At 41.6% G+C, this 22,335-nt stretch carries 10 protein-coding genes; 7 read left to right on the forward strand and 3 right to left on the reverse strand.

Translation table 11 applies throughout. From position 1 onward, the window contains the following. The first annotated feature begins 6 nt into the window (after positions 1 to 6). From sulP to ABJN95_RS18225, 3 genes are all read left to right on the forward strand, one after another. Positions 7 to 1,737, forward strand: coding sequence for a sulfate permease (gene sulP / locus ABJN95_RS18215; protein WP_348372536.1), 1,731 nt, complete (start codon positions 7 to 9; stop codon positions 1,735 to 1,737). Between the two features lie 55 nt (positions 1,738 to 1,792). Continuing rightward, a complete protein-coding gene (locus ABJN95_RS18220; RefSeq protein WP_348372538.1) occupies positions 1,793 to 3,202 on the forward strand; it encodes an MBL fold metallo-hydrolase in 1,410 nt (469 codons plus the stop codon). 145 nt (positions 3,203 to 3,347) lie between these two features. Continuing rightward, positions 3,348 to 3,476 (forward strand): hypothetical protein, encoded by a 129-nt coding sequence (locus tag ABJN95_RS18225; protein WP_348372540.1) that lies wholly within the window; start codon positions 3,348 to 3,350, stop codon positions 3,474 to 3,476. 357 nt (positions 3,477 to 3,833) lie between these two features. On the opposite strand, the gene ABJN95_RS18230 is transcribed toward ABJN95_RS18225, so the two are convergent. Continuing rightward, positions 3,834 to 5,216, reverse strand: a complete 1,383-nt coding sequence (locus tag ABJN95_RS18230) for an exonuclease domain-containing protein (protein ID WP_348372541.1) — start codon at positions 5,214 to 5,216, stop codon at positions 3,834 to 3,836. Between the two features lie 107 nt (positions 5,217 to 5,323). Between ABJN95_RS18230 and ABJN95_RS18235 the strand changes: the two genes are divergently transcribed. The 4 genes from ABJN95_RS18235 to ABJN95_RS18250 all read left to right on the forward strand — a co-directional run bounded on the left by ABJN95_RS18235 (position 5,324) and on the right by ABJN95_RS18250 (position 11,756). After that, positions 5,324 to 6,931: an arylsulfatase gene (locus ABJN95_RS18235; protein ID WP_348372543.1), complete on the forward strand. Its 1,608-nt coding sequence runs from the start codon at positions 5,324 to 5,326 to the stop codon at positions 6,929 to 6,931. 1 nt (position 6,932) lies between these two features. Then, entirely contained in the window at positions 6,933 to 8,477 is a 1,545-nt protein-coding gene (locus tag ABJN95_RS18240; protein ID WP_348372544.1) for a sulfatase, read from the forward strand. Then, the gene (locus ABJN95_RS18245) at positions 8,464 to 10,551 is read left to right on the forward strand and encodes an alpha-L-fucosidase (protein WP_348372546.1); all 2,088 of its coding nucleotides are present in this window, start codon (positions 8,464 to 8,466) and stop codon (positions 10,549 to 10,551) included. Before ABJN95_RS18240 ends, ABJN95_RS18245 begins: the two co-directional genes overlap by 14 nt. A 518-nt stretch (positions 10,552 to 11,069) precedes the next feature. After that, a complete protein-coding gene (locus ABJN95_RS18250) occupies positions 11,070 to 11,756 on the forward strand; it encodes a helix-turn-helix transcriptional regulator (RefSeq protein ID WP_348372547.1) in 687 nt (228 codons plus the stop codon). A gap of 193 nt (positions 11,757 to 11,949) precedes the next feature. On the opposite strand, the gene ABJN95_RS18255 is transcribed toward ABJN95_RS18250, so the two are convergent. Together ABJN95_RS18255 and ABJN95_RS18260 are read right to left on the reverse strand one after the other, a co-directional pair. After that, positions 11,950 to 16,320 carry a hypothetical protein gene (locus tag ABJN95_RS18255; protein ID WP_348372549.1) on the reverse strand — a complete coding sequence of 1,457 codons (4,371 nt, stop codon included), beginning with the start codon at positions 16,318 to 16,320 and terminating at the stop codon, positions 11,950 to 11,952. A 15-nt stretch (positions 16,321 to 16,335) separates the two neighbouring features. Then, the gene (locus ABJN95_RS18260; protein WP_348372551.1) at positions 16,336 to 21,777 is read right to left on the reverse strand and encodes a hypothetical protein; all 5,442 of its coding nucleotides are present in this window, start codon (positions 21,775 to 21,777) and stop codon (positions 16,336 to 16,338) included. Between the last annotated feature and the right edge of the window lie 558 nt (positions 21,778 to 22,335).

The raw sequence follows: 22,335 nt of genomic DNA on the forward strand, positions 1-22,335 counted from the left end.
TGAGCAATGCAAAATTTTTTTCCCTTTCTTCAATGGCTAACCAAGTATAATAAAACCTACTTTATAAGAGATTTGGTCGCCGGCCTTATTGTGGGAATCATTTTGATTCCTCAAGGTATGGCCTATGCAATGATTGCTGGTCTTCCACCTGTATACGGATTGTATGCAGCAATTTTTCCGGTATTGGTTTACATGCTTTTGGGTACTTCGAAGCACCTCGGTATAGGGCCGGTAGCGATTGATTCCTTATTGGTAGCGGCTGGCTTGGGCGCCATGGCAATTTCAGGAATTGAAAACTATATCGCTATGGCTATTTTTTTGGCCTTTATGGTTGGCGTAATTCAATTGTTTTTGGGTCTTAGCCGTATGGGTTTCTTGGTTAATTTTTTATCAAAACCCGTAATTAGCGGCTTTACCTCTGCTGCAGCCTTAATCATTATTTTTAGCCAATTGAAGCATTTGTTAGGAGCCAATATTGAGCGGAGTAGTAAATTTCATGAATTGATTTTAAATGCTGTTGCAAAGGTATCTGAAACCAACCTTATTGATTTTGTCATTGGCTTGGTGGGTATTTTGATTATCATAGGTCTGAAAAGGTGGAGTAAAAAGATACCGGCTATACTGTTGGTTGTGGTGTTGGGAATTCTTGCGGTTTACTTTTTGAATCTGGAAAGCTACGGCGTTAAAATCGTGGGCGCAATTCCTACAGGATTGCCTAGTTTTCAAGTCCCGAATATTAGCTTGGAGAATGCATTGGGCATATGGCCAATTGCATTGACTTTGGCCTTGGTTGGGTATTTAGAAGCCATATCTATAGGTAAGGCTTTGGAAGAAAAAGAAGATATAGAAACCGTTGATGCCAACCAAGAGTTGGTTGCTTTAGGAAGCGCGAATATTGTGGGTTCTTTTTTCCAATCGTATGGCACAACAGCAAGTTTCTCGCGCTCAGCAATCAATTTTGAAGCAGGAGTAAAAACAAATTTAGCCGCAGTATTTGCCGTTATTCTCGTAGTGCTTACACTTTTATTTCTAACACCACTATTCTTCTATCTGCCCAAAGCCGTTTTAGCAAGCATTATAATGGTTTCGGTTTTTGGCTTAATCGATTTTTCATATGCCAAAAACCTTTGGAATAATCGTAAAGACGAATTTGTTGTGCTACTAGTTACCTTTTTGGTAACCTTATTTATAGGCATTCCACAAGGCATATTACTTGGGGTTTTATTTTCACTCTTACTAATGGTGTACCGCACGTCAAACCCTCATTTTGCAGTATTGGAAAATATCAAGGGTTCAACCTATTACAGAAATGTAAAACGTTTTGGCAAGGAGGTGATTCCGCGTGAAGATTTGCTCATTGTGCGTTTTGACGCTCAGCTATATTTTGGCAATGCAGGTTTTTTTAAACGACAGTTGTTTAAGGAAATTGATGCAAAGGGAACTGCACTCAAAGGCGTGATCTTAAACGCAGAGGCGATTAACTACATAGACAGCAGTGCAGCGCAAATGCTTATTAAGGTTATCAAGGAATTACGCAGCCGAGATTTACAGTTTTATGTTGCCGGTGCCATTGGGCCAACACGTGATATTATTTTTAGTAGTGGTATTATTGAAGAATTGCGAAAGGAGTACCTTTTTGTAAAGACCAACGAAGCGGTTGCCTACTTTGAAAATCCTGGCTGTCTTTCTGTTTTACAGGAAAAGGTGGCGAATCAAAATCGTACAGTCGGTAACTAAAGTTACCTAAGATGAAGGTTATAAGTCTTATTTTTGTACCGTTAAAGATTAAATTATGAACGTAGAACAAATATATACTGGATGCCTTGCTCAAGGCGCATATTACGTTGAAAGCAATGGCGAAGTAGCTATCATAGACCCACTTCGTGAAGTACAGCCTTATTTGGATCGTGCTGAACGTGATAATGCCAAAATCAAATATATTTTTGAAACTCATTTTCATGCCGATTTTGTTAGCGGACATGTAACACTTTCAAAGCAAAGTGGAGCGCCAATTGTTTATGGGCCAAATGCGAATCCTTCCTTTGAAACTATAATTGCTGAAGACGGGCAAGAATTCAAAGTGGGTGATTTGACCATCAAAGTCTTGCATACACCCGGTCATACTATGGAAAGTACCACATATCTGTTGAAAGATAAGAATGGAAAAGACCACGCAATTTTCTCTGGAGATACGCTGTTTTTGGGAGACGTTGGCAGACCCGATTTGGCCCAAAAGGCTGCGGATACAACTCAGGAGGATTTAGCCGGTATTTTATATCATAGCTTAAGGACTAAGTTAATGCCCCTGGCGGATGATGTTATAGTTTATCCGGCCCATGGTGCAGGTTCGGCTTGCGGTAAGAACATGATGAAAGAGACCGTTGATACCTTAGGGAATCAAAAACAGGTGAACTATGCCCTGCGGGCCGATATGACGAAAGAGGAGTTTATTAAAGAGGTTACAGACGGACTTTTACCTCCCCCCAAATATTTTCCTTTGAATGTGAAGATGAATAAGGAAGGATATGAAGATATCGCGGATGTTTTAGATAGAGGTACTACAGCCTTGTCACCAAATGAATTTGAAGTTGCAGCCAATGAAACTGCTGCCTTGGTATTGGATGTGCGTCACCAGAACGACTTCGTAAAAGGACATATTCCGCGTTCTATTTTTATTGGGTTAAATGGAGATTTTGCGCCTTGGGTTGGGGCGTTAATCGCTGATGTAAAACAGCCTATTTTATTGGTAACTCCTGAGGGAAAGGAAGAAGAAACGATTACGCGTTTATCAAGGGTAGGATTTGACGGAACTATCGGTTATTTAGATGGAGGTTTTGAGGCTTGGACTGTTGCCGGAAAGGAATTCGATACGATTACTTCCCTATCAGCCGAAGAAGTTACGCCTGATATAAATGCAAAGAACGTTGCGGTTTTTGATGTGAGAAAGGAAGGGGAGTTTCAATCAGAGCATATCGCAGAGGCGAATCACACTCCCTTAGGAATGTTAAATGATCATTTGGCTGAATTTCCAAAACAAGAAACCTTCTATGTGCATTGTGCCGGAGGGTATAGATCGGTCATTGCGGCCTCTATCTTAAAGAGTAGAGGTATTCACAATTTGATTGATATTGCCGGAGGTTTTGGAGCACTTAAAAAGTCGGGTGCCGAGGTCACCGACTATGTTTGCCCTTCTACATTGTAGCAATTATACAGCCATAGTATTTCGAAACGCTTTCTCTATTACAGGAAGCGTTTTTTAGTGCCAATTCCTAAAGAACCTCATGATATAAGTCATATTTTAAGGGGTTCAGACCACTTAATTTAGCGTTGTTAAATACATCTAAATTATGAGTAATTACATGCTTCCCTTAGTAGACTGGAGCAATGGTATCATTATGATTGGCATCTTTGCCGCAGTAGTTGTTCTGTTGATCATTGTATTATTGAACCTTATGAATAGCGGTAAGAAGAGATAAATCTATGCTACTATGACCTATAATTAGTGCTATAAAGGGTCTTTTCTTTGTATATACCGCAGTTTTACCCATCTTTTTGAATTAAATATGTAAATGTTAATGAAAACTTAAATTTTCACCAGCCTTCCCGTTAATTTTAACTATCTTTAATAAGAATTGCTTTACGCGCAATGTCAAAAATTGAGCGAACTTAAAAGGCAATTTATCTTCCCCCACCTTGCTAGGTCTCTTGAACTGCCTAAAGTATATGTCGTTATGGATTTGATATTGCTATATTCCATTTTAGTTGGTGCTGCTTTTACTATCTGGCTGGTGTTCATTATACGTATGTATAAAAAACTCAATGATTAGCTGATATCAAAGAATAGGATTTGTTAAAAGAAACTTTTCCTTTTTAGGATTTTTCAACAAATAAGATTGTACTATACGCTGTGTTTCAAGCGTATTTTTTTTGCGAATTAGGAACGTATCTAGGTCTTCATAAGAATGTATGGTTTCTTCTTTCTGCACAAAGCCGTAACCGGCATATCTGCCATTTTCTATCCATATAAAGGCTTGTTCCTCTATAGTTCTACCCCTTTCTTGTACAACAAAATTTTGGTGTTGCCCCTTTAAGTCCGCTATGGCGTCCGCAACCTTGGAATTGTAGCTATCGACTTCTTCTTTTCCTCTGCATATGCCCCCGCAGGTTTGAATATCGTAATGCGAACAGTGTTCAACGCCTTCCTGAAGATGACAGTATTTGGGGCAGAGAGTGAAGGTTTTGCATATTTCCTGAAGTGCGGTGCGACAGTCGGTAGTACTATAATAAATGGTTATAGGATTTGGTGCCGCCTTCAACTTGTTATGCGCTAAATGCAGTATGCCGTTGCGGTCCTCGTAGGAGAAAATAGCATATTGCTGAACAGTTCGCTTTTGGGCCCTATTAAAAGGAGGGTAATGATGCTTGATAGCATCTGATTCCATGAGTAGGGCAACCAGTTCGCTTCCAGAAAGTTCAAAGTCGATATCTGCCGTTTCTTGGCACATTTGTATTTCCTTGGTCGATTTGTCATAAAAATGACTCAATACCCGCTTTTTGATATTGATAGCTTTGCCAACATAGATAATGGCACCTTTTGCATTTTTAAAATAGTAAATGCCTGGCGCTGTCGGAAGACTTTCATAGACCTCGCGTGACAAGGCGGGGGGTAGGGTAGCCTCTTGCGAACGAGAGTTTAAGAATTTTTTAAACACAGCTTCAGACCCATCTGTTCGCAATAGTTTCTGAAATAAAAGTGTAGTTGCATGTGCGTCGCCTCGAGCACGGTGTCTGTCGGTTAAGGGAATATTCAAAGCGGAACACAGCTTCCCTAAGCTATACGAGTTGTATCCAGGAATTAATTTACGCGATAAGCGAACCGTACAAAGTTTTTTCCGAATAAATTCCTTACCCAAATTCTTAAATTCATTTTTAATGACATTGTAGTCAAAATTAACACTGTGTGCTACAAAAATGGTGTCTTTTGTAATTTCTAGAATTTGGTCGGCGATTTCATCAATGGTGGGCGCATCTCGTACCATTTGATTATCAATACCAGTCAAACCCGTAATAAAGTAGGGTATATCACATTCAGGATTGACCAAAGAAGTATATTCTTCAACAATTTCATCGCCATCGTATTTAAAAATGGCAATTTCTGTTATCTTGTTCCCTTTGATACCGTTTCCGGTGGTTTCTATATCAACAATGGTATACAATGGTGTTCTTTGTTGCTGTGGAGGATAAAGATAACTTCTTTTTTCAACTGCTACCAGCTAGTGTTTCAAATTGCTTATTTTTAGATTTCTCAACTGGAATTAAATCTATGAGAACAACAAAATTTTACTATAGTTTCCTTCTATTATCTGGTTTGCTTTTCAATTCTTGCGGAGATCAAGAGGTAGCGCCAAGGGTTGAAAAAAAACTGCCGAACATTATTTACATTTTGGCTGATGATTTGGGCTACGGTGATATCAGTTCGTTTAATGTTGATGGAAAAATAAATACCCCCAACATTGATAAATTAGCCAAAGGCGGAATGAAATTTACAGATGCCCATAGTCCGTCTGCGGTATGCACTCCCACGCGTTATGGCATCCTTACAGGTCGTTATAGCTGGCGAAGCAATTTAAAGCAGGGCGTTCTCACTGGAAAGTCAAAAGCGCTTATTCCAAAAAGTAGAACAACAGTGGCCTCTTTGCTCCGAAAAGCCGACTACCACACGGCCTTTGTTGGTAAATGGCATTTGGGCTGGGATTGGGGTCAAAAAGACACGACAAACTTTGGCGGCGAGGGTTGGAACTCTCAAGATTTCGATAACCTTGATTTTACCAAAACTGTTACCCACACCCCAAATGATTTAGGATTTGATTATGCCTACGGACATTCGGGATCATTAGACATGGCGCCGTATGCCTATGTGGAAAATGGAAAAGTAACCTCGGCCGTGAATCATGTTACCGAAGATACTGGAAAATATACCTGGTGGCGCAAGGGCCCAACGGCGGCTGATTTTGTACACGATGATGTGACTCCAAATTTTTTTAGGAAGTCTATGGCCTATATCAAAGAGAGATCGAAGGAAGATGAACCCTTCTTTTTATACTTGGCGTTGCCTTCACCACATACCCCCATATTACCAACAGCAGAGTGGCTTGGCAAAAGTAGATTAAACCCCTATGGCGATTTTGTGCTTATGATCGATGACTATGTGGGTCGGCTAATGCAAATAGTAGAAGAGCAGGGTCTTACAGAAAACACCCTACTTATTTTTACCAGTGATAATGGTTGTTCCCCTGAAGCTGATTTTGAAGTGCTACTGGAAAGCGGTCATGATCCTAGCGGGAAATTTAGAGGTCATAAGGCAGATATTTATGAAGGGGGTCATCGGGTGCCTTTTATAATGAAGTGGCCAGGAAGAATACAGGCGAATTCGGTTTCCAACCAAACCATTTGCCATACCGATTTATTGGCGACCTGTGCAGATATTGTTGGTCTCGACTTGGCAGACAACGAAGGCGAGGATAGTTTTTCTTTAAGGCCGTTGTTTGATGATCAGGCGCCAACAGCTTACACTAGAGAAGCTACAGTACATCATTCCATAAATGGCAGTTTTGCTGTTAGAAAAGACAATTACAAACTTATCTTTTGTAAGGGTTCTGGCGGATGGAGCTATCCAAAACCTGGCCAAGATGACATGGAGAATCTGCCAAAATTCCAATTGTATGATTTGAACGCAGACCCTTCAGAAGAGCAAAACCTTTTTGATACACATCAGGAAAAAGCAAATGAATTGGCTAGTCTCATGAAGGCATATATCAATGATGGTAGAAGCACACAAGGAACGAAACAAACCAATGCATCATTGGGTTTGACCGGAAAGGAATGGAATCAAATAGCACCTATTTTGTCGCACGAAATTATGAAGAAATAAGATGGAGAAGCTGCGCCTATTGTTAGTCGGATTTGTGTTGATTTTTATGTCATGTCAACCTGAAGAATTGGAGGAACCACCACCAAATATTGTATTGTTTTTGGTAGATGATATGGGATGGCAAGATACTTCAGTTCCTTTTTGGGATGAACGTACGGCTTTTAACGATCTGTATCATACTCCAAATATGGAGCGTTTGGCTAAGGAAGGTATGAAGTTCACCCAGGCCTATGCCACGCCAGTATGTTCGCCGACAAGGGTAAGTCTAATGACAGGTATGAATGCTGCCAGACATCGTGTTACGAATTGGACGCTACGAAAAGATGCTATTCAGCCGATGGAGAAGAACCATCAATATTTAATTTTTCCAGAATGGAATGTGAATGGAATGAGCCCGATTGGAGGAGATGCCAAAGCGGTTCATGCCATGGCGTTGCCTCAAGCTTTACACGATGTAGGATATTTTACCGTTCATGCTGGAAAAGCGCACCTTGGCGCCATAGGAACGCCAGGTGAAAACCCATTAAATTTAGGTTTTGATATCAATATTGCAGGTCATGCAGCTGGAGCGCCCGAAAGCTATTTTGGTACAGAGAACTTCGGAAATGGGAAGGAAGGCAAGGAAGTTTGGGCCGTTCCTGGATTAGAAAAGTACCATGGCAAAGACATCTTTCTTACCGAAGCCATCACCAAGGAAGCCTTAATAGCCCTAGATTCAGCCGTAACAGGTCAGCAACCTTTCTTTTTATACATGTCGCATTACGCTATTCATACACCAATAATGCATGACAAACGCTACTATCAGAAGTATTTGGAAAAAGGAATGGATTCTGTTGAGGCTAAATACGCATCAATGATAGCGGGTATGGATAAGAGCCTAGGAGATATAATGAACTATGTAGAGCAGAAGAATATTGAAGACAATACGATAATTTTATTCATGTCTGATAATGGTGGATTGAGCGCTCATGCTCGGACCGGAGAACCCCATACCCACAATGCGCCATTGTCTAGCGGAAAAGGATCGATGCGTGAAGGAGGTATTCGTGAACCAATGTTGGTCAAGTGGCCAGAGGTAGTAGAGAAAGCTTCCCTAACAAATCATCAAGTAATTATCGAAGATTTCTACCCCACTATTCTTGAAATGGCAGGTATTGATAGCTTAGAGACGATTCAAAAGGTAGATGGAGAAAGCTTTGTGCCCATTTTAAAAGGAGGAAATTACGATGGAGTACGACCTTTATTTTGGCATTACCCTAACGAATGGGGTCCTACCGGGCCTGGTATAGGGGCGGCAAGCACGGTGCGCAAAGGTGACTGGAAATTGATCTATTACCATGCTGACCGAAGTATGGAACTCTTCAATATAAAAGAGGATATTGGGGAAACGAAAAACCTAGCCGATGAAAATGCGGATACGTTAAAAGAATTGGCCACTACCTTGTCTGATTATCTAAAGGGTGTAAATGCCCAAATGCCTATTGATAAGGCAACAGGAGAAGTTGTAGCATATCCAATAGAAATCTTGACAGATGAGAAAGAGTAGCGTTTATTTCTTTCTGTTCATTGTCATGGTTTCTTGTCAGCAAGCTGAACCACCAAATGCTATTGGTCCGGTTCCTACAGAAAGACATCTCGCTTGGCATGAATTGCAGTACTATGCCTTCATTCATTTTAATATGAACACCTTCACCGATATGGAATGGGGTACAGGTGGCGAAAAACCAGCGCAATTTAATCCTACCGAATTAGATGCCCGTCAATGGGCTCGCGTCGCTAAGGAGGCTGGAATGAAGGGCATTATCATTACAGCAAAGCATCATGATGGATTCTGTTTGTGGCCGACCAAAACCACCGAACATTCGGTTAAGAATTCCCCATGGAAAAATGGTAAAGGTGATTTGCTCAAAGATTTATCAGAGGCTTGCAAAGCGTTCGGACTCAAATTCGGAATTTACCTTTCTCCCTGGGATAGAAATCATAAAGACTATGGGAAGCCAAAATATGTAGAAGATTTTCATGAACAACTTCGCGAGCTGCTAAGCAATTACGGAGAAATCTTTGAAGTTTGGTTTGATGGAGCCAATGGCGGTTCTGGTTATTATGGAGGTGCCAATGAAACCCGAAAAATCGATAATAAAACCTATTACCAATGGGATAAAACAACTGAAATCGTGCGCGAATTGCAACCCAAGGCCGTGATTTTTAGTGATGGAGGCCCTGATATTCGATGGGTGGGCACGGAGGAAGGCTGGGCAAATGAAACCAACTGGAGTGTCATGCGACGCGATGAAATTTACCCGGGTTGGCCAAGATATGTGGAACTACGCTCGGGCCATGAAGATGGAACCCATTGGTTGCCCGCCGAAGTGAATACCTCCATTCGACCGGGTTGGTATTATCACCCACGAGAAGACCATCAGGTAAAAACTTTACCGAGACTGGTGCAGACCTATTACGAATCAATAGGCAGAAACGGCAATTTCCTATTGAACCTTCCTGTAGATACAAGAGGTTTAGTACATGAGAATGATAAGAAACAACTACTGGCTTTAAAAAAACAGATTGATGCTGATTTTGAAACAGAATTGGGAAAGGGATTGAAGGTGACGGCCTCCGACGAACGCGACCCAAGTCGAACTTACAGTGCTTCGAAAGTAAATGATGGAGCCAATGACACCTATTGGGCAACAAAGGAAGGCGTAACAACTGCGACCCTCACTTTCGAATTCGATACCCCAACAGAAGTCAATCGCATCGTGCTGCAAGAATATATTCCACTAGGGCAACGGGTTCAAAGCTTTAGCATCGAAGCGGAGATAAATGGGAGGTGGTCAGCATTGGATATGCAAACCACTATTGGTTATAAACGCATTTTAAGATTTGAAACGATCAGCGCAAGCCAAATTCGCATCAACTTTTTAGCGTCAAAAGGCCCATTGGCGATTTCAAATATCGAACTTTATCGAGCGCCTAATTTTTTAGTAGAACCAAAAATGAAACGGAATAAGGAAGGGTTGGTGACACTCTCCGTTCCTGATGAAACTGTTGAAATTTTCTATACCACCGATGGAAGTCAACCATCACCTACTTCCCAGCGCTACACAACTCCCTTTTTGGTAAAAGATCCGACAACGCTAAAGATGGTAAGCTTTGACAGCCTAAGCGGCAAGCAAACTGAATCCGTAAGTCGTGATATTGACATTCCTAAAAGAGATTGGAAAGTAATTGAGGTAAGTACTGGTGAAATTGAGACTGCTGACTTTATGATTGATGAAAACCCAGATACATTCTGGTCGACAAATAAAAATCGTAGCACCCCCCAAGAAGTGGTAATCGATTTGGGCAGTCGTTACAATTTAAAGGGTTTCACCTATTGGCCCATTCAAGAGCGCTATCCCTTTGGCATCATCACCAAATACGAATTTTCTGTTAGTACCAATGCACGAAATTGGAAATCGGTGTCCAAAGGTGAATTTGCTAACATTGTGAATAGTCGCTTGCAACAAAAGGTAGCCTTCCCCACAACCAAAGCGAGGTATATTAAACTAAGGGCTTTACAAGTAGATGGCAAAGATATGCAAGCGTCATTCGCAGAAATTGGTGTGATTACAGAATGAGGCTCTGGTTAACATGCTAAAACCCGTTATGAAAGTCCATTATACGTTGGATAAAAAATATAGCGATTGATAGAATCAAACAGCTAATCACAGCCAATGTTTTTTCTTTATTTAATTCCTTCTTTAGGTTTAGTAAGATGACCTTCATATCGAGTTATTTTAGGCAAAGCTCTTGTTTAAGCAAGCAAAACCTAAAAAAAGTCTTTGAAATACGCTTACTATTAGTTTAAGGGTTGCTACCTAAGCATTGAGCGATAGAAAGTGAGTTTTGACGAGTTTTATGGTGAACTCTTCCAAATACAATTTTGGCATCCTACAGAATGCTAATTTTCAGTTAGAAGTTGGTCCAAATCAGGTCATTGAGGCGCTCTTTATCGATAATAAGCTCGCTCCAACAAAGGCACTTAGCATGGCAATCTTAAAGTATACCGTTTGTACAATTAAACCTACCATTTATACAATACCGTACAAAGGGCCATCTAGGTTTGGTTACATTTAAGAAACCAATTCAGCCCCAAATGAAAAGGTCCCACAACTTTTCCTTATCGCATTCGGCGGCTCAAGTAAAAAAGGGCTGCCAGACAAGGCTCTCAGATATTATGAAGGAGGCCGATGGGGTAAAGAACCTTATTTTGGCCATTTATCTGGTTGAGCAGAAAAACTTTCTCTATTGTAATGAAAACTTTGAAACTTTATTGGGGTCGAAGATGCCCAAGCTCTATGCACAGGGATGGGAGTATTGGTTAACCAATATATGCCCTAAAGAGCGGTTGCTTGTTAAGAATAGGGTAGGTAAGTTTCTTATCGACGCCTATGATGGCAATCCTTTGGTTTTACGGTATCATATCTTGAACAGCAAGGGCGAAAGTATCTATCTTCAACACGAGATGGTACTGCATAAAAAGAGAGGCTTACTTTTTACTTTGAACTACTTTTTTGATATTTCTGGTAAAGAACGTATAGAACATTTTTTGGGTGATCTTTCGAGTAATCTATGGTTTAAAGAGCAACCCAAACCCATTTCTAAGCGTGAAAAGCAAGTTTTGCATCTAATAGCTGATGGATATTCATCTAAAGAAATCGCAGATACACTATTCATAAGCAACCATACCGCAATCTCTCACAGAAAGCACTTGATAGAAAAATTTCAAGTTAAGAATACCGCACAACTTATCAAGAGAGCTTCAAAGATTATCGATCTTTAATTCTACCACTTCTGGCCCGAGTATACAAATGACTGTTACCGAATCGATCAACTTAAGCCGTACTCATTTTAAAGCTATTTTCTTTATTAGTACGGCTAAAGTCACTTTGAGAATTCAAGGATATCTCCTTTCTATCTAAAAGCTTTTATACTTTCGTCTATTGATTGCCAGTTTGTGATCTACCTTTTTCGTGCTAACATTTCGTACAACAAACTTCGGGTACTTTGGTCAGAGGAGAAGTGCGCATAATACGGTGATGTCCTAGCTGATCACTTACCGGACTAGGTTTTCTTGGTACTTGGGCTGCCGCCGTATTTGTACTTTGCCTTGCTCCAAATCTTGTATTGTGCTCTTTGCTAAAGGCCACTCTCTGTTTGTCATCCATCAAATCGACTGCGGCTTTTGCCGTAGTCGGTTTTTGCAAGTCGGTCATATGCTCGAAGATATTGTTTATCTGTGGAAGTGTTTCCACTACTACGATACTTAAAGAGGCATCATCAGGTAGACCACATGTTGCCAACAGCTGTATTACTTCTTGATTGCTCCATACTGTAGTTCCGTATTTGGTGGAACTTTTATTCTTTTTACTGAAATCAACCAATTTTAAGAAGTTGCCGGTCTGTGTTGCTGTGGCCTGACCTTTGAGTGTTTTTAAGGTAATGGCGTTTAAAAGATCTAATTCATTTGCAGAATAGCGTTCAAAAACATTGACCTCCTTTTTGGTTTCTATCTGAACGCGCCAATCTAATGGTCTGTCATCCAAAAGTATATTTCTATAATCCTTATTATCTGCTTGTTTAACCTGTGCGTATAATAAAGCCCACAATTCGGTTCGTGGCGGATTGGCCGTAACGTTTTTGCCATCGTGAACGGCAACCGCGTATGGCGCCGTTACCCATAGTTTATCTTCATCTCTATTGGGCATACAGGTAAGGGTCGGTGCTGGATGCTGAATGCCATTAGACTTCAATCGTCTTCCAAAGCGACCTTGTGCAGTGGCCCATACTTTCTCTGGAAGCGCGCCCTGATTTTCCGGCGGACGTTCAAAATGGCCCACTCGGAATTCGTATGTAAAAAAGCCGAACATTTCGTCACTGTTAGCATGTAATCCCGGTGGTAAGGGTAATATATAGTGACGATCACTCGAGGTACTTTTGATCATGGGTTGCATGGCATTAAGACCAGCCAAATCATTGGTGGAGGCTGGAGAGATAACACGCAGTAGTTCTGGGTCAATCGGTAAGGGCGGTTCATCCGGTGCTACGAACAATGAAGGGTGATTGTTACTTATCAATTGATCTGGTGAATTGGCCAGAACTCTGGCAAAGTAAGTGTCCTGTGAATCTTGTACAGGTTCATCGAACTCAATCCAAAGGAAGCGCTTTCTTGATTCGGAGCTGCTATATTTTTCATCCCGTACATATGGAGACAGCGCCATACCGGCCGAAGCGATTTTTGGAACCTGAGCAGGGGGGGTGGTAATGGGCAATGTCATTGCTAGCACTTCTGGATTATCTTGCTGTACGGCATGATTATCCTTGAACTGTGTTTCCAAAGTATAGCTAAGGTCGATGGTATCTGGAAATACCGGTTGAGGACCTAACTGTTCTTTTTTAGGTTCTACCGCATCGATAAAAATAATACGAGTAGAATTGCGCTGTGATTCGTCTAAGGCTTCAAAAGAAGCGGTTCTAATCATTTTTATACGCCCAATTTCCGCATCAATGGCCTGTTGTTGGTCGTCATGGGTAAAGCCATAAGTTCGTTTTACGATAAAACCATCTGTTTTTAAGGCATCCCACATCCAATCGCGATCAATTTCTAAGCTGACGCAGCAAAGCCAATGATTGATAAGGTCGCTTTTAGAGGCAAACGTTATTGATGATCCGTCGGGGGCTAGGGTATGACGAATTCTGCTCGAACAGGCAAAAACGGCCCTTTTCCCTTTAGGGGCGTTTAAGGTGAGTCCGGTACTTTCCAAATCCAATTGGTCTGCCAGCCGCTGCACATTGTTGAGCGTAGTATTATTTTGTTTGCCGAAAAGTAAGGTGCTTGCCTTGCCATCAAATACTGTTTGCACATCAGGCTGCATATAAATACCCTGTAATTGTGGTACGCCGGGTGTTTGCACCAACAAACCAGTCTCGTCATCGGAAGGTTTATATAATTGAATGCTAAAGGCTTCCCCATAGCGAATATCTAACTGCTTATCTGCTGCGTTGATTACGCCGTAATAGGCATTGGTTTCTCCTTCCGTTTCTTTATCCTCGCATACAGCTCGAATGGTCAAACGTGCCATTCGCGCTGTAGGCAATACCAGCTGAGTTAGATTGTCAATATCATCTGACAGCCCTAAATCTTGGGCCAGGTTTAGTTCATTCCCAAGATTTAAAACTTTATCAGGCCCTTGAACGTCTACATATTCTATTGGGATGTTGAGATTTGCTTCATAGTTGTCTTCATTTCCTTCGATAGCTGGGAAGGCCCTTCTTGTAGTGTACAGATGTACATAATTCTCTTTTCCATTAACGCTATCGAGCATGTCAAGCTTTAAAGTTTCAATTTCTACCACAATTTCTATTGCCATTACATCGGGATCGGCAATTCCGAGCCCCACACGATGTTCCGCATTGGCCAAATCGGGTTGCAATCCAAGATTGGATTGATTCAAAAGACGCTCTATAGGATTTGTATATTTATTGGTATAAACGACTGCGGGATACCCAAGTTTTGGTCTTCTGATATTCAGTTCATTGAGTTCTGAAGGGCCATCGGTACTTAAAATGGGATGTTCCTCATTTTCATCATCGGTTTGGAGCGCCTCTATTTCCTGTATACGGGGTTGAATGGGCGTAATATAACGTTTGAAAGCACAGGTCGCGATGTCGGAGGAAGTTTCGTTGATAGGTTCCAAGTCAATACTGGGTGAACCCCCGCTGATATCTTGCATGCGAACCCTAAATTGATAACTACTTCCGTATCGCAACTGCGAGTTTAAGGCCCCTGCGATGTACATTTGATTTAATTGATTTTGTGCGGCTCCTGTCACACCTGTTCCAGTAGTTCTTTGAATACCATTTTCGTCTAGAACCGGATTACCGTCTTTATCGAAAACGGGCACCCCATACGGATCAATATCTACATTAGTATTGGTCGTCTGATATACCGTTGCGGCATCTGCATTCGGCAAAACCATGCTATGACCATTCCAGTTGGCAAAGTACATCGGTAGCCAATAGGTTTGTTGCTGCCCTGTTACCTGTTCCGTACCATCGAGTTGTGAGGGGTAGACCTGATAAGGCAATTCTCCTTCAAAGTCACCCAGTTCGATGACTTCCCCTGACGGATCTGCGGGATTACGTGCTAGCGTCAGGGGTTGCCTGCTTGTTACCCTGTTCAATGATTCCCATGGATTTTGTGGATCTCCCGCATCTGCTAATTCTCTTACATCTATATGATATCCCCATATACCCAATGGAGCATCCAATCGTTTTGATGCATCGGTTACCGAATCATCTTGCATTAGTTGACGCATATACCATATCAAGATTTGTTCATCGTTCCAAGAGCAATGAATACCGGTCTCTTTGGTAGGATAAGAGCCATCTGCTTCTTCCTCTATGGGATTACGATGCGGCGGTTGGTGGCAATGCACTATTTTTGCGAAACCATCATCGAATTCCGCAGTTTCTTGAAATAGTTCGTCATAATTGCCATCATGTGTAGTTAAAACAGGATATAAGAGCGGTGCAAAAACATGACGTGGTTCTCCCGGTGTTAAAGCCGGAATTCTAGCTGCATAATTTTTAATGAAGTTTGGGTCAGCTGCGTTTTGAGGATTATAACTACTGCTCTCTGCTAAGTCAATATACAAATAGCCACCCTCTGGAAAGGAATCTGCTTCTATTGAAAGGGTAGTGGAGTAAATAAAGCCTGCCGCCCTAGCCAATAAAGGCTGACGTAAAATATGGGCGTAAACCTTGCCCCAGCTTACAATGTCGGAGCTTCTCTTAAAACCCGTGTAGTACTTAGCCGCTTTTACAGCACAGTGATAACTGTCATCGGTCACCGCATTTTTGGTGCGCGGTGTTGTAAAATTAATGGCGTTTCTATAACTTTTTGGTAAATACTTACTTACAGAAACTGCTCTAGGTCTAGCTTCTTGAAATTGTCTTTCCTTCGGAATATTTTGGAGATTAGCATTGGAATTCTCCATATTCGAATCGAAAATTTGCATGTGATTCGCCATGGCCTCAAAAATTTCTCGAGGATTTTCAGGGGAGACCGTACTTAACGGAGTACCAAGATTCAAGGGTTGAGGCTGCGGTAAAGGGTTTGTGCCAAAACCTTGCAGTAACTGTGCCGAAAACGAAAATTCCGCATCGGCAAAAGCAATCTCAGAATCGGGAATTGGTGGATCTCCAGGTTGCGGTGGCGCCCCTCCGATTAGTATCGGATTGAGTGGGTTATGGTCGCGCGGAAGGACCACTATATTCAAGTGTAGTTCGTTTCCATCAAAGAATTGTGGAAATGTCATTATCGATAATCGCTGATTGGGTTGCATAATACATTTCTTTAGTTAAGCGATCTGGCGTTGCTCGGACCAGGATTCTGAAAAACTTATATTAATAATAAAGGCGATGCTGATATCTAGTCCAAAAGTGACTTGACATTCCAGATCGGTACGAGAACCTTCTCCGATGGCCTTCTTGGTATATGTGCCTTTGGCTTCAATGCGTATGGTGATGGCTACAATACCACCTAAGATTTCTGCATGGCCTTCAAACAGCATAAAGGCGGAAACTTCTACAATACCGGCAGCGATGAAAATTTCGGCGCCGACCACAAAGAGAACACTCACGTTACCAGCCACAGGAAGTCCTACCACGATTTGGGCACCAAAGCCAAATTTCATTCTTAGTGACGGACCAATTTTAGTATCTGCTGCTATATCTACATTCGCTTGCCCGATTGCGTAAATCGTTGCAGCGGATATCGAAACACACATGACAGACAAGCGGGCATAGAACCCAAGAGATCCACCAGCGCTGGGCAATAACTCATTGGCATCGGTGGTCACTTTTAGCGCTGCATTGAAATAGGCCTTCAAGTTTAAACCACATTCAAGCTTAAATGGAGTGTTGGGGTCATTGTATACGGCGTCGGGTACGGGGAAACGCAGTACAGGAATCTCTTTGGAGGCTTCGAATTTATACTCCCAACTTCCAGCTTTGTTACTCATCGCGAGTTTTAGACCCTTGCCTATAGCGGCACCATAGTCTCCACTTTGCAGACTTTGTAAAATTTCGAGGAGATCCACCAGAGGTTGTAGTTCGGGTGAAAATTTAAGTTCTGGTTCTGGATAAGTCGCTTCTTCTCCATTTTTTGAATCCCAATTCCCACGAATGGTCATAAGACGTTCGATGCCCGCTAAATCAATAACCAGACCAATATTGTTCATTTTGCTTTTCCAGCTCTTGGCTACGGAATTAATATCAAATTCCAATTCCCCGGCATCTTCTACATTTCCATCATTATCGGTTTTGGCATATTCAATGTAGATTCTAAAATTACCGTCACCCACATCAATAAGTTCAAATTCCGTGGGTAAATCGAAAAGTTCTTCAGGATTATGCAGCAATTGCAAACCCTGCTGCTTGACACTATCAATAGTGTCTTGTATGTCCATAAGTTCAAATACATCTTGACCAAGGTCTTTTAGACTACTGGTATCAAACGGAAATGATCCATTTTTTTTCATGAGAATTGCCTCTCCAATAGTATCATTAACGAAGTTCTCGGCGTCTCCTATGTTGGGAAAAATACCTTTTGAATTCACAATGCGAAAAGCGTCGACAAAAAGGGGTGGGGTTTTACTTAATAACTTCGTATCCCCTTTTTTAAAGGAAGGTGTCAAGAACAACGCTTTTTGTGTATCTGTACTTTGTAAGAATCCGTAGTTTAATGTCGTATCTGTGGGTTGACGCAGCAATTCAGTAGGTTCTGCGATGCGGGTAAGAGCTCCGCCTACAGGCTCTTGTACTTTTACCGTATCATTGACCGTATCTTTAACGATTTTACCTTCCCGGATAACAGGAACACTTAAATCTGAAGGAACCGGACTCACATCTCCGTTGCTGCGTTCATGTTTTACCATGCTCCAGCTACCGTCTTTCGGAAGCAGTACGTTTCCGCGACCCGCAACCGCGAAGGTGGGGTCGATGCCATTATCGGCAAAGGAATTGCTAAAATCAAATCGACTAATGCGCATTTTCTGTGAACTACGCGCAACATCTACTTCGCAATCTAATGGTCCACCTATGGTACCTTGGCGCAGCACAAGGCGTTTTAGGGCCTCCTCGTTTAGCGGCAATCCTTTAGGAGCTAATTGCACAAAGCCCACAATACGTTTTGATGGAACCACATCTTTTTCACCGTCGGCTGTTTTCTTAGTTACAAAACCAGTGGTTGTATGTTCCAATTCGACATCAGCGTCAAAATACAAGGGTTGTAATTTTACATCAAAAATGATATCGCTACCCGTGTTATTGGTTAGTTCCTCACCGTCTTCATCTACATAAAGTTCCCCAGGTGCGATACGAATTTGATCAACGAAAGGTTCAATTTCTACGGTTTCTACTATATTATTTATATTGAATAAACCCTTTACCAAACCTGGGTGTATTTCATAATCAGGAGACCTTTCCGCTGCTATTAATGGAGGAACTGGTGGATTGGCCGGATTTGGCACAAAGACAAAATACCTGAAATCAAACTTGCCATCACTTTCAGCACGCCATCCAGAATCAAATCGGTAGGTATAGCCACTGGCGACTCTAAAAAGGGTGATGGTGCGTACTACTTTTATGGCCCATGGATAAACTATACTCTTCACTTGTATAACTTCATGGGCGCATCTGCCCATAAAAATGTCGAACTTCGCTTGACTGGTTTCCGCCAAGGCCGCTTTTGAATTTAGCCAGTTGCTGAACATATTTGCTCCGTATCCGCTCATATCCATTCTAGTCACAGGTACCCCACGATTCTTCAAAAGGTTAAAAGGGCCAGGCTGAGGATTAAAGAATTCCCCATTAAATATTTCCGTCACACTAGCACCTAATGTGCTATTGCCCGTTACTCCACCGAATAAGTTTAAGATGTTGTTGATTTGCACGGTAGTGCCCATAAACATTTTGCTGTCTCCCTCGCGCAGGGGCATTCCAGCATCCAATCGAAGCTGTAGCCCACTTTCAGTGTTATTTTCAAAGGTTATTGCGTCGCGATTGATATCGGCTCCTTCACGACTTTCACTACCTGTTCCATAAGTTTTTTCCATGGAGGCCAAGGCTTTTAGACCAAAAGGAAGTGTGAAAAACGAAAAAGCCATAAACTCTTCGTCTTCTTCACGATTTTTGACCAAAAATTCGGTAACAGGAAGTGGGGCCAGAGCCACTTGCTTCATACTATTGTTAAGGATATGTGACGGACCGCCATCATTGGGATAATAATTGAAGCCCCAATCTGGGTCGCCCGGAATGGGCCCGGGAGGTGTAAGGTTAAAAACGGGCTCCCAAGATACCTGAGGTACCGTAAAGGCTTTGACATTGGCACCAGTACTAACTACCTCCATACCATCAACCTGCACTGGAAAGAAATTTGCGGTTGCTTCACCACTAGTGTTTACAGTAGTAGATACCCGAAAATCTCGTTGGGTCAATAGATCAAAGCTAATACCGAAGAGATCAGCATTGGTACTTACATCTAGCAAGGCGAAAAGGTCTCTTCTGTAGCGGGATGTCTCTTTGTCCCATTCCGATTCATAGTGTGGAAGATCGGGAAGGTCGGGGTTAAATGCTGCTGCTGCTGTGGTATGTATTGGAGCAGCAACCTTAGTGGTGCTTCGAGAAGAAGAAGGTGTGGTAGTACCTCTAACGGTCTTTGATATATTTTGTATTCCCAAATCAGACGATGGAGCACTGATTTTAGTCAGATTACCTAAGCTTGGCTTAAAACTTACATTGGTATCAGTGGTGGATATAGTTCCAACACTTTCCTCAGATTCCTCCTCCTGAGGGTTGTCAAGGGATACACTGCCGAACGGATTATTGAGCGGTGCAAAATGGAATGATACGGCAACATTGTCGTTTTCAGTAGTATCCGAAGGAGCATCCCAAGCAATTCTACAAACCAACCATGCTGTAAATTGTTGCTGTGAAACTGCTGTAGCACCTACAGATCGGTTGGCATATTTACCTCGTATTTGCCTGTTCAATATTCCTAAATTTGCGGCATAAGGATCGGGCAGGGTTGGTATATAGGCCAATAGGCCAAAGGTGATGAAAAAGAAGCCTTTTTCTACTTTTTGAAGATCCTCTGAAAGCGAACCAAAAAATAAGCAGCCGTTGGGTTGTAGTACTTTGAATAGGGCGTTGGTAATGGCAAAGGCCATTCGGTCTGGTATTGCGGGGTCTTCATTATTGATTTCAGCATCGTCAAGTATCAGGTTGTCATCAAACAAGTAAATAAGCCTATTCGTTTTACTTACTGCAATCAACAAAAGCGAATTTAGAGATCTAATCATTGGAGGTTCTCCATTGACCCTAACTGGTCGGTCTATTTCGAAGTTCGCATTGGTCAAAGCCATCAGCAATTCATTGCCATTGGCATTACTGACATAATAAAATGGCATAAGCGAACCCTGATTTGAAAAGCTGAGTTGCACCTTGGTACCGAATGGATTTAGTTCATCTTTCCATAGGTCTAGTGTCTGACTTGCATGTGGATTTCCGGCCTGAAAATCGATCAGGAAAATTTGTCCCGGGCCTACTAAGAAACCTGGGTTAGACAAAGCAAGACCTCCACCTTCAAGTCCATTCCAAGTAGAATGTATTCCTTGGTCTTTGCAGATGACGTACATTTGTCCGATGCCCTCTGCAGCTATAGGTTGTGATACATCTATGGTTGCGACCGGAAGTAACCATCCACTGCTATTTATAGGGGCCTGACCGTTGAGACGATTGAATTGCGATTCGCTTTTTTGTACAATAAGTTCTTGTGAAGAAGCATTAAAGCCAAAAACAATGCGTTGAAGATTGGCATCGTAATCGGTCTGCAGCGATGCATTCCATTTAAACTGCATCTTCTGTCCGTAAAGCGCCCAATTGGCGTTTGATACTTGATCAATAGTTCTACCGTTTCCTGTGAAATGAAATTTTAAAACGTCTGGCATATTCAGAACCATATTGCGTGCATCCTGCCCATAGGGGCTGTTAGGATCGGAATCGTTCACTTCGGGTTGATTTAATTTTAGATCAACCGAAATTTTTGTGCTGCTGGTAACGGTCAGCTTTCCACCAATATTTTTGGGAATGGAACTCAAGGTAATTTTTCCACCATTAATGCTAAGACCTGTATAGGCATCAGCGGGAGCATTTGGAGCGAGAAATTTGGAGCTTATCCAAATACTTCCATTGGCAAGAGTATAGGTCTTTGTCGGTTTAATTCTCAGAACCGAATCGGAGGTGTCATTAAGGCCTCCGCGTAGCTTTATCTTGAATAACAAAACCGCTTGGGGTTCTCCTTGCATATAGAGCTTTATCAATTTCTCTATCGGGAAAAAGTCATACCAGAATTGACGACCGTCTTTGTTTTTAAAAGGCCCTATGGAGTGATCTACTTTGGCCCCTACTGCCCAGTCGGCAATGGAGTTGTGAAGTAAGTGTTCGCGAATCGGAGCTTCCCTTCTAAATACTTTATATTGTGTTTCACTATTTTTCTTTGTCCTGTTTTTTCTAATGTCTGCAATGACCTTTTTCTGTGTATTTTCAATTTTATTCTCAAAAAAAAGATCTGACTTTTCAAAATTGAATCCGGTTTTAATAGGAGAATGAATTTGGGATTCTAATGAGGATTTGGATAACGATTTACCAAGTTGGCTGAATTGTTTTTTGTCCTTGGGATTATCTAGAACCAAGTGGCCCACAAGACTATGTAGGGTTTCATTAAGTCGCTTTGTTTCCATCCTGTTGTTTTTAAGTTTATGGATGTCCGTACAGATTTGAAGTATGGAACTGAAATACAAAAAGTGTATTTCTTCTTCAGGAGGAAACTTTCAATAATGATCTCTTGATGATGCTATAAAACTATCCAAAATGGGTACAGGGCACAATCCCCATTTTTGGTGATTTTGATTTTAAGAGTAACAACTGAGGTGTGGTTTTGAAGTACTTAATTTCATGAAATTCGATGCGAAGGAAAACCTGTAGAGATCTCCTATTTGAAAAAAATAGAAAAGAGGCCCGTCTTGTAGTTTGTAGTGATTGAGCCGTTCATCTGAAATTCGATAACGCAATGGTCTAGGGCTGTATGAATTACTTCAACATGATTAAAGAAGGCAATAGTATCGAAAATAAAATCTATTTTCCTACATAAACTGTGCATAAAAAGGAACAATCTACACATGATTAGGTACCGCTGATACATATATCCTTGCATGATTTGAGGAATTGTCATAATGTTAAAGAACAAAATCTGTATTAAGCATTTATGCGGTTTTGTAATTGATGTTCCCCGTTGCGAT

The sequence above is a fragment of the Maribacter sp. genome, assembly GCF_039974175.1.
Lineage (GTDB): Bacteria > Bacteroidota > Bacteroidia > Flavobacteriales > Flavobacteriaceae > Maribacter_C.